The organism is Streptomyces sp. NPDC048297, from assembly GCF_043201585.1.
GTDB lineage: Bacteria > Actinomycetota > Actinomycetes > Streptomycetales > Streptomycetaceae > Streptomyces.
Window position 1 is genome coordinate 26,298 of record NZ_JBICZA010000039.1, and the last position, 26,671, is coordinate 52,968.

Consider the following 26,671-nt stretch of genomic DNA (forward strand, 5'->3'; position numbering starts at 1 on the left):
ACTGGTCGGAATTGGAGAGCCGATTGTGGGGCGTCGTTGTGGCTTGTCGCGCCCGCGCGGCGGAGCCGCACATGGATACTGCCCCGCGCCCCCACGGGGTTCTAACGTGGACGTGTGACGACGTTGCGCGGCACCCTGGCTCCCGGATCGCCGGACTACGTGTATCTCCCCGTCGAAATGCCGCCCGGCACCGGCGAGTTGCGCGTCTCCTACACCTACGACCGGCGCAGCGGCAACGCGCTCGACATCGGGCTCTTCGACGAGCGGGGGTTCCGGGGGTGGTCAGGGGGCGCCCGTACGGAGTTCTCCGTACGGGCGGACGAGGCGACCCCCGGGTATCTCCCCGGCCCGCTGAACGCCGGGACCTGGCACATCGTGCTGGGCCCTTACACGGTGGCGCCGGAGGGGCTGGCGTACGAGGTGACGGTGACGCTCGTACCCGGGGAGAGCGGGGATACACCGGCGCCGGTGTATCCGCCGTCCGGGGTCGGCGGGCGGGGGCGGGGCTGGTACCGAGGGGACTGCCATCTGCACTCCTGGCACTCCGACGGGCGCCGTACGCCGGGTGAGATCGCGGCGCTGGCGCGGGCGGCGGGGCTGGACTTCGTCAACAGTTCGGAGCACAACACGAACGCGTCCCACGCCCACTGGGCGGACGCGGCGGGCGAGGACCTGCTCGTGCTGCTGGGCGAGGAGGTCACGACCAGGAACGGGCACGTGCTGGCCGTCGGCACCGACCCCGGCACGTTCGTCGACTGGCGCTACCGGGCCCGGGACAACCGCTGGGGGCACTTCGCCCGGGAGATCCGGCGGGCCGGGGGGCTGGTCGTACCGGCTCACCCGTACGGCTCCTGCGTCGGCTGTTCCTGGAAGTTCGGGTTCGCGCAGGCGGACGCGGTCGAGGTGTGGAACGGGCCCTGGACCCCCGACGACGAGACGAGCCTGGCGACCTGGGACGCGCGGCTCGTCGTGTCCGCACGGCAGGACGGGTCCTGGCTCCCGGCCATGGGCAACAGCGACGCCCACCGGGCCCCCGACGTCGTCGGCCTGCCCCAGACGGTCGTCCTCGCCGACAGCCTCTCCCGGGACGCGGTCCTGGCCGGTCTGCGCGCGGGCCGCTCGTACGTGGCCGAGTCCCGGCACGTGAACCTCGCCTTCACCGCGACCGCCGACGACGGCCGGCGGGCCGGGATCGGCGAGCGGCTCGCGGTCCCCGAGGACACCCCGGTGACCGTGCGTCTTGAGGTCTCCGGCGCCCACCGGTGCACGGCCCGCCTCGTGACGGACCAGGGCGTCCTGCTCACGAGCGGTCCGCTGCCGGTGTCGGGCGCGGGCGTGGTCGAGTGGCGTACGACACCGGCGCGCGCGGCCTACGTACGGGCGGAACTGCGCCACGAAGCGGCGCTGGGTCCGGTGCCGGGCACGATGGCCGCGTTCACGAACCCGGTGTTCCTGGGACGGGCCGCGGGAGCGTGAGCTGCCAGCGGGTCTCGCCGTCCCGCTCGTCGTCGGTGGGGGTGAGTCCCGCGCGGGTGGCGATGGCGGCGGAGGCGTGATGGTCGGGGTGGACATGGGCGACGACCGTGTGCACCGCCTGGGTGCGCAGCCATCCGACCAGCGCCCGTGCCGCCTCGGAGGCGATGCCCCGCCCCTGCCAGGGCAGCCCGGTCACCCAGGCGATCTCGGCCGTGCCGCCCTTCAGCGTGGCCTGGACGGTGCCCGTCAGGCGGTCCTCGTCCCGCAGCCGGATCACCCAGTTCAGCCAGGTGACGGCCGGGTCGGGCGAGCCCGAGGTGACGCGGGCGTAGCGGGCGCGCAGGGCCTCCACCGGCTCCGGGGAGCCGCCGATGAAGGTGTGCAGGGCGGGGTCGGCCAGCACGCCGGCCATCTCCTCCGCGTGCTCGACCCGTAGCGGCAGCAATGTCAGCCGCTCGGTGTCCATCGTTTCCGCGGACGTGACTCGCACGGGCGTACCGTCTCCCCATCGCACTGTTCGATCCCTCGAACCACCCAGCATGCAGGAGGCCGCGCCCCCATGTCGTCCCGCTCCGGCGAGTTCAAGCACCGCGTCGTCACCCGCTTCCAGCGGCACGTCGCCAACCCGCTCAACCGGCGCCTGCCGTTCCAGGTGCTGCTGGAGACGACCGGCCGCACGTCCGGGCTGCCGCGGCAGACGCCGGTGGGCGGGCGGCGGGTCGGTGACTCCTTCTGGCTGGTGTCCGAGTTCGGCTACAAGTCGCAGTACGTGCGCAACATCCAGGCCGACCCGAAGGTGCGCGTCCGTATCGCCGGCCGCTGGCACCACGGCACCGCGCACCTGCTCCCGGAGGACGACGCCGTGGCCCGTCTGCGCACCCTGCCCCGGTTCAACAGCGCGGCGGTACGGGCGTTCGGGATCGATCTGCTGACCGTGCGGGTGGATCTGGAGGGCTGAGGCCGCCGTCGCCGAGGAGGCAGGCCCTCGGGCCGGCCCGCGATCGCCCGCACCTCGCTGTACGCGTACAGGGCGCACGAGGGGTGGCCTGGGCGCCGCGGCTGGCCAGGCTGCCCCTTCTGGATGATGGCCACAGCGCGGGGTGCGGCAGCGCAGGGCGCGCTTATCGAGGGGGGTTGGAGGACGCATGGCAGATCGCCAGACAGTCCAGTTGGTCGACCACATGCGCCGGGGCATGCCGTTCGAGTTCACGACCACGATGTCGCTGATGAAGCGGCTCGCGACGCTGGTGTCCACCGCGGAGCTGTTCGGCTACCAGTACGCCGGGGCCCGGCAGGAGGTCTTCTCCATCAAGCTGCGCTTCATCCCCGACCTCAGCCCGCAGGCACAGGCACGCGCCGCGCAGTACTGGCCGTACGCACCGCAGGTGCCCGGGATCCCGCCGCAGACGCTGGAACTCGACAAGAAGCGCGTCCTGTTCGACCTGACCGGCAAGGCCGCGCTGCTGAGACGGCTGCCGATCCTGGCGGTGGTCCTCGTCCTGGCGTCGCTCCGCTCGCTCAGCTTCCTGGGCGAGTCTCCGGTTCTCGCCCTCGGCTATCTGTACGTCCTGGTCGTCCTGGTCGGCGTCGGCATCTGGGTCAACCTCCTTCGCCACAGGAAGGCCGGCACCCATCTCCAGGCAGCGGGCTTCGTACGCCACGAGCCGTCCCCCGGCCAGGTCGTCTACCTCCCGCCGGGCTCCCAGCAGCAGTACTGGCCGCCGCAGCCTCCGCAGTACGGGGGGCCGCCGCAGCCTCCGCAGTACGGCCAGCAGGCGCCCTACGGCGGTCCGCCGCCGCAGTAAAGGGGAGAGGCAGGCGCCGGTCACCCCGGCCAGACGATCGCCTGGAGTTCGCTGTACGCGTGGAGCGCGTACGAGCCGACGTCGCGGCCGACTCCGCTGCGCTTGAAGCCGCCGAAGGGGGCCTCCATGTAGCGGCCGACCGTGTTGACGCCGACACCGCCGGCGCGCAGGCGGCGGGCGACGCGGAAGGCGCGGGCCACGTCGCCCGACCAGACGTAGTCGATCAGGCCGTACTCGGAGTCGTTGGCGAGGGCCACGCCCTCGTCCTCCAGGAAGTGGTGCTCGGAGGCCGAGGCGTACTTGAAGCCGGACTTGTCCGCCTGGATGACGTACTCGGTCTCCTCCATCAGCGCCTTGTGCTCGGCCAGCGGGTCGGTCTCGGCGCGCTTGCCCACGTATCCCTGTACGAAGAGCCCGAATTCCACGGCGGTTCACCGTCCTCACGTCATCTGACACATCGTCAGGTCCTGTCTGCGCCGACTGTCGCACCGGCCGCATCGAGCGTCAATAGCTGATGGGCAGTCAGATAGCTGCGGCCGGGGGCGGCTCAGGCGATGCCGACCCCCGCCAGCCACCCCCCGTCGATCACGAACGGCTGCCCGGTGATGGCGCCGATCGTGCAGGGCTCGGCGATGCCCGCTTCCTCGCGGACGCGCCGCAGCTTCTCGATCCGGGCGGGCAGCCGGTCCCGGGGATCGCCCTGCGGCAGCCAGCCGTCGCCCTTGAGCGCGGCGCGGCGCACGGCGGCGGGGGAGGAGCCGCCCACCCAGAGGGGGACGTGGTCCTGTGCGGGGCGGGGGCGCTGGCCGAGTCCCTCGAAGTCGAAGAGCTTGCCGTGGTGTTCGGGGAACTCCTCGGGTCCGAGGGCGGCCCGCAGCGCGTCGATCGTCTCGTCGAGGACGGCCCCGCGCCGCTCGAAGTCCACGCCCAGCGCCTCGAACTCCTCCCGCACGTGCCCGGCCCCCACGCCCAGGATCAGCCGTCCGCCGGACAGCCGGTCGAGGGTGGCGTACTGCTTGGCGGTGAGCAGGGGGTGGCGCAGTCCGACGACGGCCACGTGGCTGAGCAGCCGTACGCGTTCGGTCACGGCGGCGAGGTGGGCGAGGGTGGCGACCGGGTCGTACCAGACCGTGCTCATCGCCGCGGCCAGCCGGTGCGGGACACCGACGTGGTCGCAGGAGGCGAGGTAGTCGAACCCGGCCCGGTCCACGGCCCGCGCGATCTCGACCAGGTCGGCGGGCCCGGCGGAGGTCTCCCAGTCCTCGGTGTAGAGGGTGCTCTGGGACTGGACGGGCAGCTGGATGCCGTACGCGAGGCTCTGGGCGGCGGGGCTCATCGGGAGCCCTGCCACAGTCCCTCCGGGGTCAGCCCCAGCAGCTCGATCGCGTTCCCGCGCACGATCCGCTCGACCACGTCCGGCGCCAGATGCCCCATCTGGGACTCGCCGACCTCCCTGGACTTCGGCCAGGTGGAGTCGGAGTGGGGGTAGTCGGTCTCGTACAGGACGTTGCCGACGCCGATGGAGTCGAGATTCCTCAGGCCGAAGGCGTCGTCGAAGAAGCAGCCGTAGACGTGGCCGGCGAACAGTTCGGACGGCGGCCGGTGGACCTTGTCGGCGACGCCGCCCCAGCCCCGGTTCTCCTCCCAGACCACGTCCGCGCGTTCCAGGATGTACGGGATCCAGCCGATCTGCCCCTCGGCGTACATGATCCGCAGGTTCGAAAAGCGCTCGAACTTGCCGCTCATCAGCCAGTCGACCATCGAGAAGCAGCAGTTGGCGAAGGTGATGGTGGAGCCGACGGCGGGCGGGGCGTCGGCGGAGGTGGAGGGCATCCGGCTGCTGGAGCCGATGTGCATGGCGACGACCGTGCCGGTCTCGTCGCAGGCCGCGAGGAACGGGTCCCAGTCGTCGCCGTGGACGGACGGCAGGCCCAGGTGCGGGGGTATCTCGGAGAACGCGACGGCCCGCACGCCGCGTCCGGCGTTGCGCCGCACCTCCGCCGCCGCCAGCTCGGCGTCCCACAGCGGGACGATGGTGAGGGGGATCAGCCGGCCCCGCGCCGCCGGGCCGCACCACTCCTCGACCATCCAGTCGTTGTAGGCGCGCACGCACAGCAGGCCCAGCTCCCTGTCCCGGGCCTCGGTGAAGGTCTGGCCGCAGAAGCGGGGGAAGGTGGGGAAGCACAGGGCGGACTGGACATGGTTGACGTCCATGTCGGCGAGGCGCTGCGGGACGTCGTACGAGCCCGGTCGCATCTGCTCGTACGTGATGACCTCCAGCTTGATGTCGTCCCTGCCGTAGCCGACGGCGGTGTCGAGGCGGGTGAGGGGGCGGCGCAGGTCCTCGTAGACCCACCAGTCGCCGAGCGGGCCGTCGTCGCCCGGCTCGCCCATGACGGGCTTGAACCGCCCGCCCAGGAAGGTCATTTCCTTCAGCGGCGCGCGGACGATGCGCGGACCGGTGTCCAGGTACCGCCGGGGAAGCCGGTCCTGCCACACACCGGGGGCTCAACGGTGTGGTCGTCGACCGAGATGATCAGGGGAAAGGACGCTGTCGTCGAGGTCTCCATGGGCCTCACGGTAGCGCCGATCTGACGGTCCGTCAGCTATTGTTTCGGGGGTTCCGCGTGCGGAGAGGGTGTGTGGGCCTTGTGCACTCCCGTACGCCGCCGTGTGATCGGCGTCTCCGACGGCTGACGCAACCGGCGTGAACAAGGCAAACTGACGGAGTTGTTCGGAATGCCTAGGGGGCGAACGGATGGACGGTGGGCCGCGTGTACCTCGGCAGCGGCGCGCGGGCACCGAGGCTGTCGCGGAACCGGCCGCGTCCGGTTTCAGCGTGCTCGGCCCGGTGCGGGCCTGGCGCGACGGGGAGCCGCTCAACACCGGCTCCCCGCAGCAGCGCGCCCTGCTGGCCGCCCTGCTGCTGCGCGAGGGCCGTACGGCGACGGCGCCGGAGCTGATCGACGCCCTGTGGGGCCCCGAGCCGCCGTCGCAGGCGCTGGCGGCGCTGCGGACGTACGCGTCCCGGCTGCGCAAGATCCTGGACCCCGGGGTCCTGGTCAGCGAGTCCGGCGGATACGCGGTGCGCGGCCTGGACGAGGGCGCGCTCGACCTCGCGGTGGCGCAGGACCTGGCGGGCGAGGCGGAGAAGGCGCGCGGGTCGGGTGATCTGTGCCGGGCCCGTTCGGTGCTCGGCCAGGCCCTGGACCTGTGGGACGGCGAGCCCCTCGCCGGTGTCCCCGGCCCCTACGCCGAGGCGCAGCGCGTCCGCCTGGAGGAGTGGCGGCTCCAACTGCTGGAGTCCCGCCTCGACATGGACCTCGAACAGGGCTGCCACGCGGAGTCGGTCTCGGAGCTGACGGCCCTGACGGCCGCGCACCCCCTGCGGGAGCGGCTGCGCGAGCTGCTGATGCTGGCCCTGTACCGCAGCGGACGCCAGGCGGAGGCGCTGGCGGTCTACGCCGACACCCGCCGGCTGCTCGACGTGGAACTCGGCGTGGACCCGCGTGCCGGCCTGCGCGAGCTGCAACAGCGCATCCTTCGGGCGGACCCTGCCCTCGCGGAGCCCTCCGCGCCGGCGGCGGAACCGCCCGTGGTCCAGGTGCGCCCCGCCCAGCTCCCCGCCTCGGTGCCCGACTTCACGGGCCGCGCCTCCTTCGTGTCCGAGCTGAGCGACGTCCTGGCCTCGGCGTCGGAGGCGGAGGGCAGCGTCATGGCCGTGTCCGCGCTGGCCGGCATCGGCGGCGTCGGCAAGACGACCCTGGCGGTCCACGTCGCCCACCGGGCCCGCACCGCCTTCCCGGACGGCCAGCTCTACGTCGACCTCCAGGGCGCCGGCCCCCGCCCCGCCGAACCGGAGACGGTCCTCGGCTCGTTCCTGCGCGCCCTGGGCACGGCCGACTCCGCGATCCCCGACTCGATGGAGGAACGGGCGGCCCTGTACCGCTCGGTGCTGGACGGCCGGCGGGTCCTGGTCCTGCTGGACAACGCGAAGGACGCCGCCCAGGTACGACCGCTGCTCCCCGGCACCGAGGGCTGCGCGGCGCTGGTCACCTCCCGCGTCCGGATGGTCGACCTGGCCGGGGCCCACCTCGTGGACCTGGACGTCATGTCCCCGGACGAGGCCCTGGCGCTGTTCACGAAGATCGTGGGCCGGGAGCGGGTGACCGCCGAACGCGAGGCCGCCCTCGACGTCGTCGCCGCCTGCGGCTTCCTGCCCCTGGCCATCCGCATCGCCGCCTCCCGCCTGGCGTCCCGCCGCACCTGGACGGTCGCGGTCCTGGCCGCCAAACTGGCCGACGAACGGCGCAGGCTGGACGAGCTGCAGGCCGGCGACCTCGCCGTGAAGGCCACCTTCGAACTGGGCTACGGCCAGCTCGAACCGGCCCAGGCCCGCGCGTTCCGCCTGCTGGGCCTGGCCGACGGCCCCGACATCTCCCTGGCCGCCGCCGCGGCGATCCTCGACCTCCCCCAGGAGGACACGGAGGACCTCCTGGAGTCCCTGGTCGACACCTCCCTGCTGGAATCCGCCGCCCCCGGCCGCTACCGCTTCCACGACCTCGTACGCCTCTACGCGCGTGCGTGCGCCGAGCGCGACGAACACCCGCAGAGCGAGCGGGGGTCGGCGCTGTCGCGGCTGCTGGACTTCTATCTGGCGACCGCGGCGGGCGGCTACCTGATCGAGCGTCCGGGCGACCGGCTGGTCGATCACCTGGAGCCGACGCAGTACCCCGGGCTGTCCTTCGAGGAACGGCACCGGGCCCAGGACTGGCTGTACGCGGAGGCCGTCTGCCTGCTCGCGTGCGTACGCCAGTCGACCGGGCCCGATCAGCTCAGGCGCGCGGTGGACCTGCTGTGGGCCGCGATCGACCTGGCCGAGTCGGGGGCCAACTCCCGGGAGTACGAGGCGACCGGAAGCGCCGTCCGCGCGGCGGCCGAGGCCCTGGGCGACCGGCAGGCGCAGGCCCGCGCCCTGGTGACGCTGGCCAACGGCCACCACCTGTCCGGCCGTTTCGAGCTGGCGGACGAAGAGGCGGTCGAGGCCATACGGCTGGCCGAGCTGGCGGGGGACCCCCTGCCCCAGTGCTGGGCGTCCAACATGGTCGGGATCATCTCGCTCTACCAGGGCCGGCACGAGGCCGGTGAGCGGCATCTGACCCGGGCCATCGAGAGCTTCCGCTCCGCCGGGGACCGGCCCGGCGAGGCCAGCGCCCTGTGCAACCTCTCGCGGATCCACCTGGCGATGGGCCGTACCGCCAGCGCGGTGTCCCTGGCCCAGCAGGGCACGGACATGTACGACGACATGGGCCACGCGTTCAAGGGCGCCAACGGGCGCTACGCGCTCGGCCTCGCGCTCACCCAGAGCGGGCAGCTCGACCAGGCCGCCGAACGCCTCCAGGAGGCCCACGAGGTGTTCCGGGACAGCCGGCAGCGCCTGTGGGAGGGCATGACGCTCTTCCGCCTCGCCGAGGTCGACCTCGCCGCCCTGCGCCTCGCCCAGGCGGCGACGTACGCGGAGTCGGCGCTGACCCTCCTGCGGGGGATCGGCGGCGAATGGCGGCGCGGCCAGGTGCTCACGGCACTCGGGCGGGCCCTGGGCGGCATCGGGCAGAGCGGTCGCGCGCAGGTCTGTCTTCAAGAGGCCCTGGGCATCTTCGAGGCGCTGGGCACGCCGGAGGCGGACGAGGTGCGGGCGCTGCTCGAACCGCACGCGGTCGCCTGAGGGCGGGCCGCCGCGCGTTCATCGTTCGTTTATCGCCACACGGCACCATCAGTGGTGTCGATCCGTCGCGCTGGGGGGCAGAACGGACGTCAAGTGGCCGCACTTTATGGTGTACCGGCCCAGAAATGCCCGCCCGGCAGCCCTCGGGGGAGCTGCCGGGTGGGCCTTTCCGACCCAACGCACAGAAACATCAGGGGAGCAGTCATGAGCGACGCCAAGAAGACCGACCACGCGGAGATCTCGGCCGACGAGGTGACCACGCTGAACAGCCACGCCACCAGCGAGCCCATCAAGCCCGTCACCACCCTGAACAGCCACGCCACCAGCGAGCCGATCAAGCCCGTCACCACCCTGGGCGCCGGCAAGACCGGCGGCATCGCCACACCGGACAACAGCCACGCCACGGACGAGAAGGCCTGACCGGCCTTTCCGCCCGACGGGGGAACCGGCCTTCCCGGCCGACGGGGGGAACGGAACTTTCCGGCCGACGGGGGACTGGAACTTTCCGGCCGACGGGGGACTGGAACTTTCCGGCCGACGGGGGACTGGAACTTTCCGGCCGACGGGGGAACCGGCCGCGGCGGCGCCGAGGGGGAGCCGCCGCGGCCGCGGCGTGCCCGGCCGGCGCGACCGGCCCCGGCCTGCTATCGGCCCCGGCCCGCCGCCGGCATCGGCCCGCCGCCGGCATCGGCCCGGCGCCGGCATCGAACCACCGCCGCTCACCGCCCCCGCAGCTCCCCCTTCATCACCTTCCCGCTCGCGTTCCGTGGCAGTTCGCCCATGAACTCCACTGTCCTCGGCACCTTGTAGTTGGCCATCTCGCGGCGGGACCAGGCGATCAGGTCGTCTCCGGTGAGGACCGAGCCGGGCCTGCGCACCACGAACGCTCTGCCGACCTCGCCGAGCCGCGCGTCCGGGACGCCGATCACGGCCACGTCCGCCACGTCCGGGTGCACGCCGAGGAGTTGCTCTATCTCGGCCGGGTACGCGTTGAAGCCGCCGACGATGAACATGTCCTTCAGGCGGTCGGTGATACGGAGGTTGCCGGCCTCGTCCAGCACGCCGATGTCGCCGGTGCCGAGCCAGCCGTCCTCGGAGATCGTCTCCGCGGTGGCCGCCGGGTCCTCGAAGTAGCCGCGCATGACGTTGAAGCCCCGGACGCGGACCTCACCGGGGGTGCCGGGCGGTGCCGGGGTGCCGTCGGCGGCGATCACCTCCACCTCCGTACCCGGGATCGCCCGGCCGGAGGTGGTGGCGATGACGGACGGGTCGTCGCCGCGGCGGCACATCGTGACGAAGCCGCTCGCCTCGGAGAGGCCGTAGGCGGTGAGGACGGTGTCGATGCCGAGTTCGCCGTGCAGGCGCTCCACCAGCCGCAACGGCACGACCGCCGCGCCGGTCACCACCAGGCGCAGGGCGGAGAGGTCGTGTGCGGCGCGGGCGGGGTGGTCCAGGAGGGACTGGTGGAGGGTCGGCGGGCCGGGGAGGACCGAGACCCGCTCGGCCGCGATGTTCGCCAGCGCCGTGTCCACGTTGAACACCGGCTGCGGGATCATCGTCGCCCCGCGCATCAGGCAGGCGATCACACCGGCCTTGTAGCCGAAGGTGTGGAAGAAGGGGTTGACGATGAGGTAGCGGTCCGTGCTGCGCAGGCCCGCCAGGTCGGCCCAGATCGCGTAGTCGGTCAGGGTCTGGGCGTGGGTGATCATCGCGCCCTTGGGGCAACCGGTCGTCCCCGAGGTGAAGATGATGTCGGATAGGTCGGTGCCCTCCAACTCGTCCGCTCGGGCACGGACTTCCGGCCCGGACACCCCCTCCCCCGTCGCCAGGAAGTCCTTCCACGTGAGGAAGTCCGCCGGGGCGTCGTCCGAGAGGACCACGACCTGCTCCAGGGCCGGCAGTCCGGGCAGCGGGGCCGGGCCGGACAGGACGCCGTCCTCGGACAGAACGCCGTCCCCGGCCGCTCGCCGGAGCGAGGCGACGTACGACGTGCCGAGGAACGTGCCCGTCACGAACAGCAACCGGGCCCCGCTCCTGCGCAGCACGTCCGCCGCCTCGGCGCCCTTGAAGCGGGTGTTGAGCGGCACCAGGACCGCGCCCGCCGTCACCGCGCCCAGTGCCGCGACCATCCAGTCAAGGGAGTTGGGGGCCCAGACGGCCACCCGGTCGCCGGGCCGGACGCCGTTCGCCAGGCAGGCGGCGGCAGCACGCTCGATGCGGGCGCCGAGTCCGGCGTACGTGATCCGCGTGCGGCCGTCCACCACCGCCTCGGCGTCGGCGTACCGCTCGGCAGCCCATCGGACCAGGCGAGGAACGGTGCCCCAGTCGTTCACAGCAGGCCTCCCCCATGCACGCGTAGCTGACTGACCGTCAGATTAGCGGTAACCTGACGATCTGTCAGCACAGGAGGGGTGGGTGGATGCGGCATGGCCGGACCCGGTTTGAAGGACGCGACCGCCATCGTCGGGATCGGGCAGACTCCCTTCGCCAAGCGGCTCCCGGAGGACGAGAAGACGCTCGCGTGCCGTGCCGTGCTCGCCGCGCTGGACGACGCCGGGATCGCGCCCGGTGAGGTCGACGCCGTCGCCTCCTACACGATGGAGGAGACGGACGAGGTCGAGCTGGCCAAGGCGGTCGGGTTCGGGGACCTGACCTTCTTCAGCAAGGTGGGGTTCGGGGGCGGCGGGTCCTGCGCGACCGTCGCCCACCTCGCCGCGGCCATCGCCTCCGGACAGGCGTCCGTCGGGGTGGCCTGGCGGTCGCGGAAGCGGGGCAGCGGGGCCCGGCCGTGGACGAACACGGCCGTCCATCTGCCCACTCCGGCCCAGTGGACCCGGCCCTTCGGACTGCTCCGGCCCGCCGACGAGATCGCGATGCTGGCGCGCCGGTACATGCACGAGTACGGCGCCACCCGCGACCACCTGTTCAACGTCGCCCTCGCCTGCCGCAACCGGGCCAACCAGAACCCCGCCGCCGTGATGTACGAACGCCCGCTCACCCGCGAGATGTACATGACCTCCCGGTGGATCAGCGAGCCTCTCTGCCTCTTCGACAACTGCCTGGAGACCGACGGGGCGTTGGCGTGTGTGATCGTCGGCCGGGAGCGGGCCCGGGACTGCCGGCAGGCGCCCGTCTACGTCCACTCCACCGCCCAGGCGCTGCCCGCCCAGCACCACGGCATGGTCAACTACTGGAACGACGACCCCCTGACCGGCCCGGCCTGGAGCGCCGCCCGGCATCTGTGGAAGCACGCCGACCTCACGCCCGAGGACGTGGACGTGGCGCAGATCTACGACGCGTTCACGGCGCTGATCCCCCTGTCGCTGGAGGGGTACGGCTTCTGCGGGCGCGGCGAGGGCGGGTCCTTCACCGAGCAGGGCGCCCTGGAGATCGGGGGGCGGCTGCCGGTCAACACCGGGGGCGGCGGGCTCTCCGAGGCGTATGTGCACGGCTTCAACCTGATCAACGAGGGGGTGCGGCAGCTGCGCGGCACCAGTACCGCGCAGGTCCCGGGCGCCGCCACCTGTCTGGTCACCGCCGGCGAGGGTGTCCCCACCTCCGCCCTTGTGCTGAGGAGTTGAGCCCGTCGTGCTGACCCCCGTCACCGACGCGGACGGCGCCCCCTTCTGGGAGTACGCCGCCGCCGGCGAACTGCGCGTCCAGGCCTGTGCCGACTGCGGTGAGTTCCGTTTCCCGCCCCGCCCCTGCTGCCCGCACTGCCAGTCCTTCGGGTGCGAGTGGCGGCCGGTGTCGGGGCGTGGGCGCGTGTGGTCGTACGTGGTGCCGCATCCGCCGCTGCTGCCCGGCTACGCGGAGCAGGCGCCGTACAACGTGGTCGTCGTGGAGCTGGAGGACGCGCCCCGGATCCGGCTGGTGGGCAATCTGGTGCCCCGGGCCGGGGCACCGCTCGGCTCCTTCGATCCCGGGCGCGTCAGGATCGGCGCCCGGGTGCGGGTGGTCTTCTGCGACGGGCTGCCGCAGTGGGTGCCGGCGTGAGCGCGCTCCTCGTGTCCGCCGACGAGGACAGCGGCGTCGCCGTCGTCACCCTGAACCGGCCCGAGCGGCTCAACGCGATCGACGCGGAGATGATCCGGGAACTCGGCGAGGTGTGGGGGCGGTTGAGGTTCGACGACTCCGTACGGGCCGTCGTGCTCACCGCGAGCGGGGAGCGGGCCTTCTGCACGGGCATCGACCGGGACCACGTCGTACCGCAGCCGTCGTCGCCGTACATGCAGGACGATCCGCTGCTCGCCGTCGGGCCGAAGGCGTGCGGCCTGTGGAAGCCTGTGGTGGCCGCCGTGCGCGGCATGGCCTGCGGCGGGGCCTTCTATCTGCTGGGCGAGAGCGACTTCGTCGTCGCCGACGCCACGGCGACGTTCTTCGACCCGCACACCACGTACGGCATGGTCAGCGCCTACGAGTCGATGCTCATGGCCGGCCGCATGCCGTACGGCAAGGTCGCGCGGATGATGCTCATGGGCAGCGCGGAACGGCTCTCCGCGCGGCGCGCCCACGCCATCGGGCTCGTGTCCGAACTGGCCGGTCCTGGCGGGGCGTTGGAGGCGGCGACGCGCTGTGCCGCCGTCATCGCCGGGTATCCGGCGGAGGGCGTGCAGGGGACCGTGCGCGCGCTGTGGGCGGCCCGGGAGGCGGGCCTCGCGCAGGCGTACGCACAGGCTCCGCATCTCATCGCACTCGGGAACCTGCCGGCCGACCGCCAGGCGGAGCTGTTCGGCGGACGGCGGCAGGAGTTCCGGCTGCGCTAGGAGTCGTGGTTGCGCCAGGAGTTCCGGCGGCGCCGGGAGTTGCGGTTGCGCCGGGAGCAGGCCCTACGGCGTGACGTCGGCCTTCGGGTCGGCCTGGCAGTGGTCGATGGAGGCAAGGAGGCTGCGGTCGTCGATGGACACCTGGGCGGTCTTCGTGCCGTGCGCGGACACCGGCAGGTCCTCGGCGGAGGTCACGAGGAGTGCGCTGCCCTGGGCGTCGTAGAAGGTGACCCAGACCTGGAAGTAGGCGTCGCGGCTGTTGGGGTTGGTGATCTCGACGGTCGCGTACGGCTTCTTGCTGGTCGCGCAGCTGATCAGCCGGGCCTTGCCGTCCTTGAGCCCCGTGCCGGTGCCGCCGGCGGAGGGGGTGGAGGTGGTGCGGTGCGTGGGGCGGCGGGTGTAGCCGCCTGTGGTGCTGCTGCCGTAGCCGCTGTCGCTGTCGTCGTCGGATCCGTACGAGGAGCCGCCGGAGGTGTACGAGGAGCCGCCCGACGTGTACGAGCCGCCCGAGCTGTCGTACGAGCCGCCCGAGCTGTACGAGCCCCCGGACGACGAGGACGACGACGAGGTGTCGTGGTCCGAGTGCGAGCTGCCGCAGCCCCCTCCGTCGCTGCCACTGCCGTGCCGGCTGCTGTGTCCGTGCCGTGAGAAGCCGGTCAGGGCCAGCACCACAAGTGCCAGCACCGCCGTGAACCTGATTCTGCGCCCCCGATTTTTCATGTCGTCACACTATCGGGGACGCAAGGGTGTTCGCAGGCGTGCGGCAGCAAACCCGCGCTCACGTCGTGCGCGCGGTACCCGTCCCCTTCTCCGCGTCCAGCGCGTACACGCAGCGGTCCTTGCTGCACGCGTACACCACCCCGTCCTTGACGACCGGGGAGCCGGTGATCTCGCCGCCGGTGGCGAGCTTCCAGCGCAGCCGGCCGTCGTCGGCCTTCAGCGTGTACAGCAGGTGGTCGGTGGAGCCGAAGTGGATGCGGCCCTCGGCGACCGAGGGGGCGCCCACGACGTCGCCGCCGGCCTGGAAGCGCCACTTGGGGGTGCCGGTGACCGCGTCCAGCGTGTACAGGCCCTTGCCGCTGCCGACGTGGACGTGGCCGCCCGCGACCAGCACGGGGTCGGTGGAGGCGCGGGACTCGGTGGCGATGCGCCAGCGGTCGCGGCCGTCGGTGGCGTCGAGGGCGTAGACCGTGCCGAGGTAGTCGGCGAGGTAGATGCCGCCGCCGGCGACCGCGGGGCCCGGGGCGAAGGCGGGCGGGCACAGGAAGACCGCGGGGGCCTCGAAGTGCCAGCGCACCCTGCCGCTCGCCACGTCGACGGCGAGGACGCGGGTCCCGGCGGCGATGTAGACGTAGCCGTCGGGGGCCGGGGTGACGCGGACCGGGACGCCGCCGCAGGAGGCCGCGTCGCCGATGGGGTACGACCAGCGCTCCTCGCCGGTACGGGCCTCCAGGGCGCGCAGCCTGGCGTCCTGCCAGACGTACACGGTGCCGTCGTGGACGGCGGGTCCTGCCTCGGGGGACTCGAAGTCGGTCTGGCAGCCGGAGATCTCCCACAGCTTCTGGCCGCCGGACGCCTCCCAGGCCTGGACGCCGCCGCCGCGGGTGCCGGTGACGACGGTGCCGCGGTCGGCCTTGAGGGAGTAGACCCAGGCGTCCGTGGACAGCCGCCACAGGTCGGTGCCCTCGCGGGCGTCCAGGGCGAAGAGGGTGGGGCCGTCGGAGGCGTGGATACGGCCGTCGGCGACGGCCATGGACCAGGCGACGTCGCGGGTCTTGAAGCGGCGCCGGCCGGTCGCCACGTCGAGGGCGTGCACCTCGAAGGAGGTGACGTAGACGAGGTCGCCGTCGACCGACGGGGTGCCCCAGACGTCGTTGGACATGCGGAAGCGCCAGGGGCGCCAGCCGGCGGGCTCCGGGGGCGCCGCCGGGGCGGGCGGCACGGCGGGACCCACGGCGGGATCCGTGCCGTTGACGCCGGGGCGCGGGCGGGACCAGTTGGCGACCAGGCCGGCCTCGGGCGGGGGCGCCTTCACGGCGGCGGCACGGGCGTCGGCGACGCGCGGTCCCGGGCCGATGGGCACCTGGGCGCCGGCCAGGCGGACCGGGCCGGTGTCGGGCGCGGCACCGACGCCGACGCCGACGGGTGCGGGGTCGTAGGAGGGCGGCGGGGGCATCGCCGGACGGCCGCCGCTGCGCGGGCCGGGGGTGGTGGGGGCGAGCTTCACGGGCGGGCGTCCGCCGCGGCGGCCCTCGATGAGGGCGACGGCCTTCTCGGGCAGCCAGGCGGACGCGGTGCCGCTGTCGTCGGAGCCGGAGCCGAAGAGGTGCGGGGCGAGCTGGGCCTGGAGGTCGGCGGGGCTGGGCCGGCCGGTCGCCTCCATCTGCATGCAGACCTCGATGAGCGGGCGCAGCTCGTCCGGGAGGCCGGTGAGGTCCGGGCCCTCGCGCAGCAGCATGAAGACCGTCTCGACCGGGTTGGCGCCGTGGAAGGGCGGGTGGCCGGTGGCGGCGAAGACCAGCATGGAGCCGAGCGAGAAGACGTCGCTGGCGCCGGTGACGCTGCGGGAGTCCTTGGCCTGCTCGGGGGACATGTAGGCGGGGGTGCCGACGGCGACGTTCGTCATCGTCAAACGGGTGTTCGAAACACCGGAGGCGATCCCGAAGTCGATCACCCGGGGGCCGTCCTCGACCACGAGCACGTTGGACGGCTTGAGGTCGCGGTGGACCAGGCCCGCGCCGTGGATGGACTGGAGGGCCTCCGCCACGCCCGCCGCGAGCCAGCGCACGGCCTGGGCCGGGAGCGGCCCGCAGTCGTTCACTATCTCTTCGAGGGAGGGCGCGGGGACGTACGCGGTGGCGAGCCAGGGCACCGCCGCACGCGGGTCGGCGTCGACCACGGCGGCCGTGTAGAAGCCGGAGACCGCGCGGGCCGCCTCCACCTCGCGGGTGAAGCGGACCCGGAAGAGCTGGTCCTCGGCCAGCTCGGTGCGGACCGTCTTGATCGCCACGCGCCGGCCGGACGCCGACCGGGCGAGATAGACCAGCCCCATGCCGCCGGCCCCCAGCCGGCCGAGCACCTCGAACGGCCCGATCCGCCGCGGATCGTGCTGTGTCAGCTGATCCACCACTTGCCTGCCACCTCCCCGTACGAGCCGCGCCACCACCGAATGGACGCGACCGAAGTGCAGCGTCTCACCACCGCACCGCCATGGCGGCACGCACCCCGATTCTTCCTGGCCGGGCGGCCGGTTGCGAACCCGGCGACGAATCGGGGTGTCTCATGGCGAATACGGTCATTTCACTGCCGTGGTCGCCGCGGCGGCGCATCCGTGACGCCGCCTTCTCGCTGCTGCGGCGCTGTGGTGGCGCTGTGGTGGCGCCCCTCAGCGCCCCTCAGCGCCCCTCAGCGCCGCAGCAGCGCGAAGGACGCCCCCTGATTGTCGGTGACGACGGCCACCCGCCCGTACGACGTCTCGAAGGGTGGCACCTGGATCCGGCCACCGAGCCGCTGGACGGCCCCGAGGGCGTCGTCCAGGTCCGCGACCCGGAAGTGGGTGAGGAAGTGCGGGGGCATCTCCGCCGCGAAGACGTCACCGACGTCGGCGCGGCCGAAGTCGGGCTCGGCGCCCTCGCCGAACAGGGCTTCGTGGAAGAGATCGCCGTAGAAGGTGTTCGCGGCGGCGGTGTCGCGGGTGTAGAGCTCCACCCAGGCGAAGGTGCCCGGCGCGTGCCGGCGCCCGAAGCCCGGGTGGGTGCCGGGCTGCCACAGCCCGAACACCGCCCTTCCGGGGTCGGCGGCGAGGGCGACGGTGCCCAGGTCCTCCACGCCCGTGGGCGCCATCACGACCTGTCCGCCCGCCGCCGTGATCCGCCGGGTGAGCGCCGCGGCGTCCGGGGTGGCGAAGTACACCGTCCAGACGGTGGGCAGCCGCCCGTCCGCCTTCTGGGCCAGCGTCGCGACGGGCTCGCCGTCGAGCCGGGCCAGCACGGAGGTGCCGAAGGCGGTCTCGAAGGTCCACCCGAAAAGTTCACCGTAGAACCGTTTGCCCGCCTCGACGTCGGACAGCTGGGCGTCCACCCAGCACGGGACGCCCTCTCCGTACACCGATGCCCTGTTTTCGGCCATGTCGCCAAAGTAGCGGGGTCGCGCGCAGCGCGCAGACCAGCCACACCATCCTCCGCTCCCCCGTGCACCCCATTTGCAGTCGGCCGAATCGCGCTCCCATCACCCCTCGGTAAGCTGACGGCATGACAGGACAAGTGCGTACCGTCGACGGCCGCGTGGCCGGCCGGCGTGGGCAGGCGACCCGGCAGAAGCTGCTCGACTGCCTCAGCGAGATGCTCAGCTCCTCCCCCTACCGGGACGTCAAGGTCATCGATGTCGCCCGGAAGGCGGGGACTTCGCCCGCGACCTTCTACCAGTACTTCCCGGACGTCGAAGGTGCCGTCCTGGAGATCGCCGAGCAAATGGCCGCCGAGGGCGCCGGGTTGACCGAGCTGCTCGAAGGGCGTGCCTGGGTCGGCAAGGCCGGATGGCAGACCTCGCAGGAACTGGTGGACGGATTCCTGGAGTTCTGGCGGAAGAACGACGCGATCCTGCGCGTGGTCGACCTCGGCGCCGCCGAGGGGGACAAACGGTTCTACAAGATCCGCATGAAGATCCTTAACTCGGTGAACAACTCCCTGTCGGACGCCATCGCCGAGTTGCAGGCCAAGGGCCGGGTCGACAAGGACGTGAACCCGGCGGCCGTCGCGGGTTCACTGGTCGCCATGCTCGCGGCCGTGGCCGCGCACCAGAAGGGTTTCCAGACCTGGGGCGTGAAGCAGGCCGAACTCAAGCCGAACCTGGCGCTGTTGGTGCATCTGGGTGTGACCGGCAAGAAGCCGACGAGATAACGCCCCGGGGCAGCACCCGGGCGCACGTCCTGTCTGGCAGGCGGCGGTTCACCCTTCGTGAACCGCCGCCTGCGCTGCTGTGGGGGGCGGGTACGCAGGTGCGCTTACGGGGGTGCGCTTACGTGTACGCGGGCGGGCGGCGAAGGAGAACCGTACGGCCTCCCGGACGGTCGCGCATACGCGGACGGGCATACGCGGACGGGCGGCTCGGGCGCGCATACGCAGGCGCTCGGCGCGGGTTCACGCCGGCAACGGCCGGTCCTTCACGACGTGCTTCATCACCAGCGTCGAGGTGAGCCGCTGCACCCCCGGCAGGGTCGCGAGCCGGTCGTCGTAGAGCCGCTGGAACGCGGCGAGGTCGGCGGTGGCCACGCGCAGCAGATAGTCGGGCTCGCCGAACAGCCGCTGTGCGTCCAGCACATGGTCCAGCTCGCCGACCGCCCGCTCGAACTCGGCGACCGTCTCCCGGTCCTCCTGCCGCATGGAGACGAAGACCAGCGCCTCGAAGTTCAGCCCGAGGGCGGTCGCGTCCACCACCGCCCGGTACCCCTGGATGGCACCGGAGCGCTCCAGCTCGCGCAGCCGCCGGTGACACGGCGAGACACTGAGCCGCACCCGGGCGGCCAGCTCGGTCACGGTCAGCCGCCCGTCCTGCTGCAGCTCGGCAAGAATTTTCCGGTCCACGTCGTCCATGAAGCAGATCCTTCCCCAGAATCCCCGATCACGGGCAAACTTCGGGAACACCTTCGGCCCATTCGCGCCTAATGTCGCCTTCATGGACTCGGGACTGCTCTTCTCCTTCCTCGCCGTCGACCTGCTGCTGGTGTGCGTGCCGGGCGCCGACTGGGCGTACGTCATCACGACCACCCTGCGCGGCCACTCGATCCCGCGCGCGGTCGCGGGCCTGGTCTCGGGCTACGCCCTGCACACGGCACTGGCGACGGCAGGCCTCGCGATCCTGGTGGCGGGCTCACCGAAACTCCTGACGGCACTGACGGTGGCGGGCGCGGGGTATCTGCTGTGGCTGGGGTGGGGCGTGCTGCGGCGGCCGGGGGTGCCGGGGGTGGGGGCGGGGGCCGATGCCGCGGGTGCGCCGGAGGAGACTCCGGATGGGGCGCTTACGGCCCCGGGTGCGGTGCTTGCGGCCCCCGGTGCGGCACTTGCGGCCCCGGGTGCGGCGAACGAGATCTCGGGGGCGGCGCTCGCGACCCCGGGTGCGGCCCATAAGGCCTCGGACCTGGGGGCGGCCCATGAGGCCTCGGGTGCGGACGCCCGCCTCTTCCTGCGCGGCGCCACGATCAGCGGCCTGAACCCCAAGGGCCTGCTGCTCTACCTCTCCGTGCTGCCCCAGTTCCTCACCCTCCACGGCACCCACCTGCCCGTCCCCGCCCAGACGGCGGCACTCGGCCTGCTCCACATGGCCTGCTGCGCCGCCGTCTACCTCACCGTCGGCACGTTGTCGCGTGCGCTGCTCTCCGCGAGGCCGGCCGCGGCGCGGGCGGTGACGCGGACGTCGGGGGCGGCGATGCTGGGGGTCGGGGCGGTGCTGCTGGTGGAGCGCCTGGCGACGATGTAGCTCCGCGAACCCTGGCCCCTGGCCCCTGGCAGCCGCGCAGCATCCGGCTCACACGGTGACGCCCTCACCAGGCCCCGTACGCTCCACCGCGTGATCGAAACCGTTGTACTCGACGTCGGCGAGACCATCACCCGGGACGACCGGTACTGGGCTTCGTGGGCGGACTGGTTGCGCGTTCCCCGCCATACCCTGCCCGCACTCGTCGGCGCCGTCGTCGCTCAGGGCCGGGACAACGCGGAGGCTCTGAGGCTCGTGCGCCCCGGTATCGACGTCGCGGCCGAATACCGCGCCCGGGAAGAGGCCGGCTGTGGTGAGGACCTGGACGAGGGTGACCTGTACGACGACGTCCGTCCGGCCCTGCGCGCAATGCGTGAGGCGGGGGTGCGGGTAGTCGTCGCGGGCAATCAGACCGCTCGCGCCGGCGACCTGTTGCGCGCGCTCGACCTGCCCGCAGACCTGATCGTCACATCAGGCGAGTGGGGCGTGGCCAAACCACAGCCGGGGTTCTTCCAGCGGGTGCTGGATGTGGCGCAAGCGTCCGCGAACGCGACGGTGTACGTCGGAGACCACCCTGCGAACGACCTCTTCCCGGCCAAGGCGGCGGGGCTGCGCACCGCGCACATTCGTCGCGGTCCCTGGGGGCATCTTTGGGCCGACGCGCCCGAAACGGTTGCTGCCGCAGACTGGCGGATCAACGGACTCATGGACCTGGTAGGGATTGTCCGGTGACAACAGCGAAGCAAACCGGGCATGTTGGCGGAGCCGCTTCGAGCACGCGCGGCCTGTGACGCGAGTACCGTTCGGTGCGGATGTCCGAACGGAGACCGATGCCCGCGAACACCGATGGTGGAGCAGGCCGGCGTATCGCCTACTACCGCAGCGTCGTCCGGCCCAAGATGACCCAGGCCGAACTGGCCACCGCTGCCTGCGTCGCCCTGGGCACGATCCGCAAGATCGAGCGCGGCGAGCGGGGTGTCACCGACGCCACTCTTCAGGCCATCGCCGACGCGCTCGGCGTCGACCCGTCGGCCCAACTCATTCACTCCGACGTGGGCTCATCGCCGAGCGGGTTGAAGCGGTCTCACTCTGCTGCGGAGGCCCCGGCATTCACGCAAGTTCGTTCATCGAGTACAACTGCGCGAACTCGTCAGCGAGTATGCCCATCACGACCAGGTCATGGTGCCGTCCGGCGAGGAACACGTGATCGCGTAGACGCCCCTCCTCGGCGAAGCCGAGACGGCGATGCAATGCAAGCGATGCCTCGTTGTGCCCGAAGATCCGCGCCTCGCACTTGTGGTACCGCCGCTCGGCGAACATGAATCGCAGCAGCATCACCACGGCTTGTGCCGCGTAGCCCTTGCGTCGGTGCTCAGCCCCCATCGTGATGCCGTACTCGAACCGCCCCGCACGCGGATCTGCCTGGTGCGAGCCGACAGCCCCGACGATCTGCCCCGTGTCCAAGGCTTCGATGGCCAAGCTGAAGCAGTCGCCGTCGGACTTCGCGACGGCCTGTTCCTTCGCCCAGGCGCGGAACCCCTCGGCAGACCGAGGCGGACGCAACAGGTCTCCCAACCGCTCCTCGTCGACGGCGAAACCCATGAACGCCGTCCAGTCCTCAGGCTCGATACCGCGCAGACGTACCCGCTTACCAGTCCAGAACGAGGTCATCCCCTATTCGATCACGAGCAGGACGCGCTGAGCAGACCAGCCGGAACCCCGCCCGAACTGCCGTGGCATGCCGGTAAAGCCAGATCAACTTGGCACGCGGTGGAGCCACGAAACCCTGGTGCGCCGGTGCCCAAAGACGTGCGTACAAACACTCGCTCACTCCCACGGTCGCCGACCGCCGAGTGAGCATCGTCCGCCTCCACGTCGACCGCGAGCACGGCCCCGGGCATGGGCAACGCTCGAACCGGCAAGGGAGCGTCGACATGACGAGCCCGACGGCCGCGCCCACGTCCGGCACCTGCCCGGCGGAGCACGCTGGATCCTCACCCGCTGATTGCCGGGACCGGCCCCGCTCGTCCGCCTCTCCTGTGGCAGATGCCCTAGGGGGTTGTCGTTACCGTCAGCCGGAAGACCCTGATCTCTCGTTCCACGCGTGCCTGGTAGCCGGCGTACGGCGGCCAGAACGTCAGCAGTGCTTTCCAGGCCGCCGACCGTTCCTCCCCTGCGAGCAGTCGCGCGGTGACGGGGATGTCCTGGCCCTTCCAGCTGATCGAGGCGTTCGGGTGGGTGAGGAGGTTGTGGGTCCAGGCGGGGTGTTCGGTGCGGCCGAAGTTGGAGCCGACCAGGAGCCAGCCGTGACCGTCCGTCTCCGGCATGCAGGCGAGGGGGGTACGGCGGGGCAGCCCGCTCTTCGCTCCGGTGGCGGTGAGGATCACTCCGGGCAGCAGTTGGGTGCTGAGCAGGTACCGGCCCCGGGTGAGCCGGTGGACGGCCCGGTCGAGGGCCGGAATCACATGCGGGGCGACCTTGGCGAAGCCGCGCGTGGAGGACAGCCGCTGCACGAACCGCACGCCGGCGTCGCTTCTCACACCGCCACCTCCCCGCGCGCGAACAGCCCGGACCGCTCGGCCGCCCGGTCCCGCAGCCGGTGCACGGGCCCGAACAGCAGCTCGTCCCTGGCCGCCCGCTTGAAATACAGGTGAGCCTCGTGCTCCCAGGTGAACCCGATCCCCCCGTGCAACTGGATCGCCTCCCCCGCCGCGAGCCGCAACGTCTCCAACGCCTGCGCAAGCGCGAGCCCACCACTCCGCTCCGCGTGCGCCTCCCCCTGCCTGATCCCGTCGGCCCCTTCCCCCCGCCTCCGTTCGAGCGGCGTCGGGGCCGGGGACGGCGCCGGGCCGGGAGACGCCGACGGCGGGGTCGCATCGCGGGGGCCACCCGCACCTGGCGATGAGCGCCGCGTGGGTGGTGCGGGTGGGAGCACCCCCGAGGGTGACGGCGAGGCCGAGGCACCGCGGCAAGACGCCTCCCACGCGGCGTAGTACGCGGCCGAACGAGCCGCCTGCACCGCCACATACACGTCCGCGAGCCGATGCTTCACGGCCTGGAACGACCCGATGGGCCGCCCGAACTGCTCCCGCTGTCCGACGTACTCGACGGTCCGCTCCAGCACCCGTTCCGCCGCCCCCACGGCCTCCGCCGCGAGCACGGCCGCGACGGTGTCGCCGAGCGCGGCGAGCGCGGCGAGCGCGGACAGCGAGTCCGTCCTGCCTGAGCCAGCGCCTGCGCCTGCGCCTGCGCCCAACACCTCCGCACCCACCTCCCGCAACTGCACACACCCCTGCCCCCGCGTACTGTCAAGTGCGGTGCGCCGCCTCCGTACGACTCCGGGCGCGTCCCCCGCCACCAGGAACAGCAGGATCCGGGACCGCGCGAACCCTCCCGTGTGCGCGGCGACGACGAGCAGTCCGGCGCTGTGCCCGTCGAGCACCTGGTCGACCTGCCCGTACAGCCGCCACCCGTCCTCCGTCTGCCGGGCCTGTACGCCGCCCGCCCGGCCGCCGCCGGCCCACTCGCCGTCGTTGTCGCCGGTGAGGGCCAGCGTGGTGGTGAGCGCGGGCCCGGGGACGGCGAGGGTGGCGGTGAGGGTGCCGGCGGCGATGCGGGGCAGCAGGTCGGCGCGCTGGGCGTCGGTGCCGAGGGCGAGGAGCAGCGGGGCGGCGAGGACGGAGGTGGCGGTCAGCGGGGTGGGGGCGAGCGCTCGCCCCATCTCCTCGCAGGCGAGGGCGAGTTCGGTGACCGAGCAGCCGGCCCCGCCGTACTCCTCGGGGAGTGCGAGGCCCGGCAGTCCGAGGCGCCCGGCGAGGGCGGACCACAGGGCGGGGTCGTGACCGCCGGGGCTCTCGACGGCGGCCCGCACCTCCTCGGCGCCGCAGCGTCTGCTCAGCAGCTCGCGCAGGGTGCGGCGGATCCCCTCCTGCTCGGCGGTCAGGCGCGTGTCCATGGCCATTCCCTTCGACGCTCGTCCCTCCGAACGGATCTGACGGACCGTCATATTAAGACGAGAGCGCGGTGAGGCACAGGGGTGCGACGCCTGCCGCACCCCACCTGATCTGATGTACCGTCAGATTCATGACCTCAGGGAGCCGGAAAGTCACCGTGGTGGGGGTGGCCCTCTCGGACTGCGGCCGGGTGGACGACGCGACGCCGTACACCCTGCACGCCCAGGCCGCGCGCCGCGCCCTCGCGGACGCGGGCCTGGACCGGTCCGTCGTGGACGGCTTCGCCTCGGCGGGTCTCGGCACGCTGGCCCCGGTGGAGGTGGCCGAGTACCTGGGTCTGCGCCCCACCTGGGTGGACTCCACCTCCGTCGGCGGCTCCACCTGGGAGGTGATGGCGGCCCACGCGGCGGACGCGATCGCCGCGGGCCACGCGAACGCCGTCCTGCTGGTCTACGGCTCGACGGCCCGCGCGGACATCAAGGCGGGCCGCAGAACCGGGAACCTCTCCTTCGGCGCGCGCGGCCCCCTCCAGTTCGAGGTCCCCTACGGCCACACCCTGATCGCCAAGTACGCGATGGCGGCCCGCCGGCACATGGTCGAACACGGCACGACCGTCGAGCAGTTGGCCGAGGTCGCCGTGCAGGCCAGAGCCAACGCGGCACTGAACCCGGACGCGATGTTCCGCGACCCGGTCACGGTCGACGACGTCCTGTCCGGACCGATGATCGCCGACCCCTTCACCAAACTGCACTGCTGCATCCGCTCGGACGGCGGCGCGGCGGTGCTGCTGGCGGCCGAGGAGTACGTGCGGGACTGCCGTACCGCCCCGGTCTGGGTCCTCGGCACCGGTGAGCACGTCTCGCACGCGGCGATGTCGGAGTGGGAGGACTTCACGGTCCCCGGCGGCGGTCAGCGGCCGGCTCGCCTTCGAACGGGCCGGGGTGCGCCCGGCCGAGATCGACTTCGCCGAGATCTACGACGCCTTCACCTACATGACCCTGGTGACCCTGGAGGACCTGGGCTTCTGCGCCAAGGGCGAGGGCGGGGCGTTCGTGGAGAAGGGCCGGCTGCTGGTGCGCGGCGGGGAACTGCCGGTGAACACCGACGGGGGCGGCCTGTCGGCCCAGCATCCCGGGATGCGCGGGCTGTTCCTGCTGGTGGAGGCGGTACGACAACTGCGCGGCGAGGGCGGCCAGCGGCAGGTACGGACGGCGGACGGGGCGCTTCCGCGGCTCGGCGTCGCCTCCGGGACCGGCGGGTGGTTCTGCTCGTCGGGGACAGTGGTGCTGGGCCGGTGACCGGATCGATCACCGGCCCGGCGGAGCGCTCAGCCGTCATCGCGCAGCCGTCATCGCGCAGTCGTCCTCGCTCAGCCGTCATCGCGCAGCCGTCATCGCTCAGTCGTCCTCGCGCAGCCTGCGCCAGATCCGGGTGCGGTGCAGCAGGTAGAGGGAGCCGACCACGGCCACCGCCTGCAACCCGACGGCGAGCAGCCAGAATTCGTCCCTGCTCTCCAGCTTGTCCGTCAGGAACGTGAAGTTCATGCCGAAGAACCCGGTCAGGAACGACAGCGGGAGAAAGATCACCGACACGATGGCCAGCCGGTTGATCACACTGTTCTGCTCGCCCGCGATCAGGGACGAATAGCTGGCGAAGGCCCGGCGGGCGGCCTCCTGGAGGGACTCCACGGTCGCGAGGACCAGCCGCGACGCGTGCTGGAACTCCCTGGCGAGCCGTTGCCGCTCCTCCGGGAAGTCGTGGCTCATCATCCGCTGGGTGACGACCTCGTCCACCGCTTGCAGGTAGGGCAGCAGCGAGTGGTGCAGCACGGCGGAGAAACGGCGCAGCCGGGCCAGCCGGTAGATCTGCTCGGGGCGGCGCTGCTGGAACATGTCGTCCTCCAGCTCCTCCACCTCCACCAGTGCCGCCACCGCGGCCCGGCGATAGGTCGCCAGCGACTCCTGGAGCAGGAAGAAGAGCAGGTCGACGCCGTCGTGCGGCCGGTGTCGCCGCACCCGCGTCATGACGCCCGGCGCGAGGTCCGCCGGGCCGTGGTGCGCGGTGACCAGGAAGCGTTCGGTCGCCACGGCGTGGATATGCGCGACCCGCTCGTCATGGATCAACGGTACGACGACGCCGACGGACTGTCCCAGGAAGTCGGCCCGTGCGGGCTCCTCCGTCCCGCCGAACCAGGTCAGCTCCTCGGTCCCCAGCCCGAGCCGCCGGGCCAGCGGCTCGTCCTGCTCCGGGCCCTCGGCCGGCAGCTCGACGTCGACGAGCAGGAAGCGGTCGGTGGCGAGGCGCCGACGCGCCTCCGCCACGTCCACCCGCGTGCTGGTCCCCTCCGGCATCGACACCGCCGTTACGATCATCCGCCCTCACCGTTGGTTCCCGTCACCCACGGTCTCAGCGTGGTCGCGGCCGGACGCCCCCGCACTCCGGTGCGCTCATGCGCGCCGCCGGGCGACGCGAACG

At 72.4% G+C, this 26,671-nt stretch carries 22 protein-coding genes and 4 pseudogenes; 13 read left to right on the forward strand and 13 right to left on the reverse strand.

The window, feature by feature from the left end; translation table 11 throughout:
* Window positions 1–114: 114 nt before the first annotated feature.
* On the forward strand, window positions 115–1,476 hold the full coding sequence (locus ACGFYV_RS32030) for a CehA/McbA family metallohydrolase (protein ID WP_393882019.1): 1,362 nt from the start codon (window positions 115–117) through the stop codon (window positions 1,474–1,476).
* Here ACGFYV_RS32030 and ACGFYV_RS32035 read toward each other — a convergent pair.
* The gene (locus ACGFYV_RS32035) at window positions 1,436–1,966 is read right to left on the reverse strand and encodes a GNAT family N-acetyltransferase (RefSeq protein WP_393882020.1); all 531 of its coding nucleotides are present in this window, start codon (window positions 1,964–1,966) and stop codon (window positions 1,436–1,438) included. The genes ACGFYV_RS32030 and ACGFYV_RS32035 overlap by 41 nt on opposite strands.
* Window positions 1,967–2,035: 69 nt before the next feature.
* On the opposite strand from ACGFYV_RS32035, the gene ACGFYV_RS32040 reads away from it, so the two are divergent.
* On the forward strand, window positions 2,036–2,434 hold the full coding sequence (locus ACGFYV_RS32040) for a nitroreductase/quinone reductase family protein (RefSeq protein WP_393882021.1): 399 nt from the start codon (window positions 2,036–2,038) through the stop codon (window positions 2,432–2,434).
* A gap of 187 nt (window positions 2,435–2,621) precedes the next feature.
* A complete protein-coding gene (locus tag ACGFYV_RS32045; protein WP_393882022.1) occupies window positions 2,622–3,281 on the forward strand; it encodes a hypothetical protein in 660 nt (219 codons plus the stop codon).
* Window positions 3,282–3,301: 20 nt separating this feature from the next.
* Here the strand turns inward: ACGFYV_RS32045 and ACGFYV_RS32050 are convergent.
* From ACGFYV_RS32050 to ACGFYV_RS32060, 3 genes and pseudogenes are all read right to left on the reverse strand, one after another.
* Window positions 3,302–3,550 (reverse strand): annotated as a pseudogene (locus tag ACGFYV_RS32050) (aldehyde dehydrogenase family protein); the annotation flags it as partial.
* A gap of 278 nt (window positions 3,551–3,828) precedes the next feature.
* Entirely contained in the window at window positions 3,829–4,617 is a 789-nt protein-coding gene (locus ACGFYV_RS32055) for an LLM class F420-dependent oxidoreductase (RefSeq protein WP_393882023.1), read from the reverse strand.
* Window positions 4,614–5,851 (reverse strand): annotated as a pseudogene (locus tag ACGFYV_RS32060) (amidohydrolase family protein). Before ACGFYV_RS32060 ends, ACGFYV_RS32055 begins: the two are co-directional and overlap by 4 nt.
* Before the next feature lie 188 nt (window positions 5,852–6,039).
* Between ACGFYV_RS32060 and ACGFYV_RS32065 the strand changes: the two are divergent.
* Both ACGFYV_RS32065 and ACGFYV_RS32070 read left to right on the forward strand, forming a co-directional pair.
* Window positions 6,040–9,006, forward strand: a complete 2,967-nt coding sequence (locus ACGFYV_RS32065; RefSeq protein ID WP_393882024.1) for a BTAD domain-containing putative transcriptional regulator — start codon at window positions 6,040–6,042, stop codon at window positions 9,004–9,006.
* A 204-nt stretch (window positions 9,007–9,210) separates the two neighbouring features.
* On the forward strand, window positions 9,211–9,426 hold the full coding sequence (locus ACGFYV_RS32070) for a hypothetical protein (RefSeq protein ID WP_393882025.1): 216 nt from the start codon (window positions 9,211–9,213) through the stop codon (window positions 9,424–9,426).
* A 299-nt stretch (window positions 9,427–9,725) separates the two neighbouring features.
* Here the strand turns inward: ACGFYV_RS32070 and ACGFYV_RS32075 are convergent, their stop codons facing one another.
* Window positions 9,726–11,339: a FadD3 family acyl-CoA ligase gene (locus ACGFYV_RS32075; protein ID WP_393882026.1), complete on the reverse strand. Its 1,614-nt coding sequence runs from the start codon at window positions 11,337–11,339 to the stop codon at window positions 9,726–9,728.
* Between the two features lie 93 nt (window positions 11,340–11,432).
* Between ACGFYV_RS32075 and ACGFYV_RS32080 the strand changes: the two genes are divergently transcribed.
* From ACGFYV_RS32080 to ACGFYV_RS32090, 3 genes are read left to right on the forward strand one after another with little or no spacing between them, the layout of a single operon-like run.
* On the forward strand, window positions 11,433–12,587 hold the full coding sequence (locus ACGFYV_RS32080) for a lipid-transfer protein (protein WP_393882027.1): 1,155 nt from the start codon (window positions 11,433–11,435) through the stop codon (window positions 12,585–12,587).
* A 7-nt stretch (window positions 12,588–12,594) separates the two neighbouring features.
* Window positions 12,595–13,002, forward strand: a complete 408-nt coding sequence (locus ACGFYV_RS32085; RefSeq protein ID WP_393882028.1) for a Zn-ribbon domain-containing OB-fold protein — start codon at window positions 12,595–12,597, stop codon at window positions 13,000–13,002.
* On the forward strand, window positions 12,999–13,772 hold the full coding sequence (locus ACGFYV_RS32090) for an enoyl-CoA hydratase/isomerase family protein (RefSeq protein ID WP_393882029.1): 774 nt from the start codon (window positions 12,999–13,001) through the stop codon (window positions 13,770–13,772). Before ACGFYV_RS32085 ends, ACGFYV_RS32090 begins: the two co-directional genes overlap by 4 nt.
* A 63-nt stretch (window positions 13,773–13,835) precedes the next feature.
* Here ACGFYV_RS32090 and ACGFYV_RS32095 read toward each other — a convergent pair whose 3' ends face one another.
* The 3 genes from ACGFYV_RS32095 to ACGFYV_RS32105 all read right to left on the reverse strand — a co-directional run bounded on the left by ACGFYV_RS32095 (window position 13,836) and on the right by ACGFYV_RS32105 (window position 17,900).
* The gene (locus ACGFYV_RS32095) at window positions 13,836–14,492 is read right to left on the reverse strand and encodes a hypothetical protein (RefSeq protein ID WP_393882030.1); all 657 of its coding nucleotides are present in this window, start codon (window positions 14,490–14,492) and stop codon (window positions 13,836–13,838) included.
* Between the two features lie 58 nt (window positions 14,493–14,550).
* Complete coding sequence (locus ACGFYV_RS32100; RefSeq protein WP_393882031.1) at window positions 14,551–16,902, reverse strand: PQQ-binding-like beta-propeller repeat protein; 2,352 nt, start codon at window positions 16,900–16,902, stop codon at window positions 14,551–14,553.
* Between the two features lie 275 nt (window positions 16,903–17,177).
* On the reverse strand, window positions 17,178–17,900 hold the full coding sequence (locus ACGFYV_RS32105; RefSeq protein WP_393882032.1) for a VOC family protein: 723 nt from the start codon (window positions 17,898–17,900) through the stop codon (window positions 17,178–17,180).
* Window positions 17,901–18,034: 134 nt separating this feature from the next.
* Here ACGFYV_RS32105 and ACGFYV_RS32110 point away from each other — a divergent pair, with 134 nt between their 5' ends.
* On the forward strand, window positions 18,035–18,670 hold the full coding sequence (locus ACGFYV_RS32110; RefSeq protein WP_393882057.1) for a TetR family transcriptional regulator: 636 nt from the start codon (window positions 18,035–18,037) through the stop codon (window positions 18,668–18,670).
* A 240-nt stretch (window positions 18,671–18,910) separates the two neighbouring features.
* On the opposite strand, the gene ACGFYV_RS32115 is transcribed toward ACGFYV_RS32110, so the two are convergent.
* A complete protein-coding gene (locus ACGFYV_RS32115) occupies window positions 18,911–19,363 on the reverse strand; it encodes an Lrp/AsnC family transcriptional regulator (protein WP_393882033.1) in 453 nt (150 codons plus the stop codon).
* Window positions 19,364–19,445: 82 nt separating this feature from the next.
* On the opposite strand from ACGFYV_RS32115, the gene ACGFYV_RS32120 reads away from it, so the two are divergent.
* The 3 genes and pseudogenes from ACGFYV_RS32120 to ACGFYV_RS32130 all read left to right on the forward strand — a co-directional run.
* On the forward strand, window positions 19,446–20,246 hold the full coding sequence (locus ACGFYV_RS32120; RefSeq protein WP_393882034.1) for a LysE family translocator: 801 nt from the start codon (window positions 19,446–19,448) through the stop codon (window positions 20,244–20,246).
* 90 nt (window positions 20,247–20,336) lie between these two features.
* The gene (locus tag ACGFYV_RS32125) at window positions 20,337–20,975 is read left to right on the forward strand and encodes an HAD family hydrolase (RefSeq protein WP_393882035.1); all 639 of its coding nucleotides are present in this window, start codon (window positions 20,337–20,339) and stop codon (window positions 20,973–20,975) included.
* A 98-nt stretch (window positions 20,976–21,073) separates the two neighbouring features.
* A pseudogene (locus tag ACGFYV_RS32130) lies at window positions 21,074–21,262 on the forward strand (helix-turn-helix domain-containing protein); the annotation flags it as partial.
* A gap of 91 nt (window positions 21,263–21,353) precedes the next feature.
* Here the strand turns inward: ACGFYV_RS32130 and ACGFYV_RS32135 are convergent.
* From ACGFYV_RS32135 to ACGFYV_RS32145, 3 genes are all read right to left on the reverse strand, one after another.
* Window positions 21,354–21,914 carry a GNAT family N-acetyltransferase gene (locus tag ACGFYV_RS32135; RefSeq protein ID WP_393882036.1) on the reverse strand — a complete coding sequence of 187 codons (561 nt, stop codon included), beginning with the start codon at window positions 21,912–21,914 and terminating at the stop codon, window positions 21,354–21,356.
* Window positions 21,915–22,294: 380 nt separating this feature from the next.
* Window positions 22,295–22,783: a nitroreductase family deazaflavin-dependent oxidoreductase gene (locus ACGFYV_RS32140; RefSeq protein WP_393882037.1), complete on the reverse strand. Its 489-nt coding sequence runs from the start codon at window positions 22,781–22,783 to the stop codon at window positions 22,295–22,297.
* A complete protein-coding gene (locus ACGFYV_RS32145) occupies window positions 22,780–24,198 on the reverse strand; it encodes an acyl-CoA dehydrogenase family protein (RefSeq protein WP_393882038.1) in 1,419 nt (472 codons plus the stop codon). The genes ACGFYV_RS32140 and ACGFYV_RS32145 overlap by 4 nt, the downstream gene beginning before the upstream one ends.
* A gap of 128 nt (window positions 24,199–24,326) precedes the next feature.
* Here ACGFYV_RS32145 and ACGFYV_RS32150 point away from each other — a divergent pair.
* Window positions 24,327–25,494: pseudogene (locus tag ACGFYV_RS32150) on the forward strand (acetyl-CoA acetyltransferase).
* A gap of 99 nt (window positions 25,495–25,593) precedes the next feature.
* Here ACGFYV_RS32150 and ACGFYV_RS32155 read toward each other — a convergent pair.
* A complete protein-coding gene (locus ACGFYV_RS32155; RefSeq protein WP_393882039.1) occupies window positions 25,594–26,568 on the reverse strand; it encodes a CorA family divalent cation transporter in 975 nt (324 codons plus the stop codon).
* Window positions 26,569–26,671: the final 103 nt, after the last annotated feature.

Excerpts from the sequence above, each read along its gene's own strand:
- ACGFYV_RS32105 (WP_393882032.1), bottom strand. The coding sequence starts at position 17,900 with ATGGCCGAAAACAGGGCATCGGTGTACGGAGAGGGCGTCCCGTGCTGG.
- ACGFYV_RS32095 (WP_393882030.1), bottom strand. The coding sequence starts at position 14,492 with ATGAAAAATCGGGGGCGCAGAATCAGGTTCACGGCGGTGCTGGCACTT.
- ACGFYV_RS32055 (WP_393882023.1), bottom strand. The coding sequence starts at position 4,617 with ATGAGCCCCGCCGCCCAGAGCCTCGCGTACGGCATCCAGCTGCCCGTC.
- ACGFYV_RS32120 (WP_393882034.1), top strand. The coding sequence starts at position 19,446 with ATGGACTCGGGACTGCTCTTCTCCTTCCTCGCCGTCGACCTGCTGCTG.
- ACGFYV_RS32065 (WP_393882024.1), top strand. The coding sequence starts at position 6,040 with ATGGACGGTGGGCCGCGTGTACCTCGGCAGCGGCGCGCGGGCACCGAG.
- ACGFYV_RS32080 (WP_393882027.1), top strand. The coding sequence starts at position 11,433 with ATGGCCGGACCCGGTTTGAAGGACGCGACCGCCATCGTCGGGATCGGG.
- ACGFYV_RS32070 (WP_393882025.1), top strand. The coding sequence starts at position 9,211 with ATGAGCGACGCCAAGAAGACCGACCACGCGGAGATCTCGGCCGACGAG.
- ACGFYV_RS32145 (WP_393882038.1), bottom strand. The coding sequence starts at position 24,198 with ATGGACACGCGCCTGACCGCCGAGCAGGAGGGGATCCGCCGCACCCTG.
- ACGFYV_RS32040 (WP_393882021.1), top strand. The coding sequence starts at position 2,036 with ATGTCGTCCCGCTCCGGCGAGTTCAAGCACCGCGTCGTCACCCGCTTC.
- ACGFYV_RS32045 (WP_393882022.1), top strand. The coding sequence starts at position 2,622 with ATGGCAGATCGCCAGACAGTCCAGTTGGTCGACCACATGCGCCGGGGC.
- ACGFYV_RS32135 (WP_393882036.1), bottom strand. The coding sequence starts at position 21,914 with ATGACCTCGTTCTGGACTGGTAAGCGGGTACGTCTGCGCGGTATCGAG.
- ACGFYV_RS32115 (WP_393882033.1), bottom strand. The coding sequence starts at position 19,363 with ATGGACGACGTGGACCGGAAAATTCTTGCCGAGCTGCAGCAGGACGGG.
- ACGFYV_RS32155 (WP_393882039.1), bottom strand. The coding sequence starts at position 26,568 with ATGATCGTAACGGCGGTGTCGATGCCGGAGGGGACCAGCACGCGGGTG.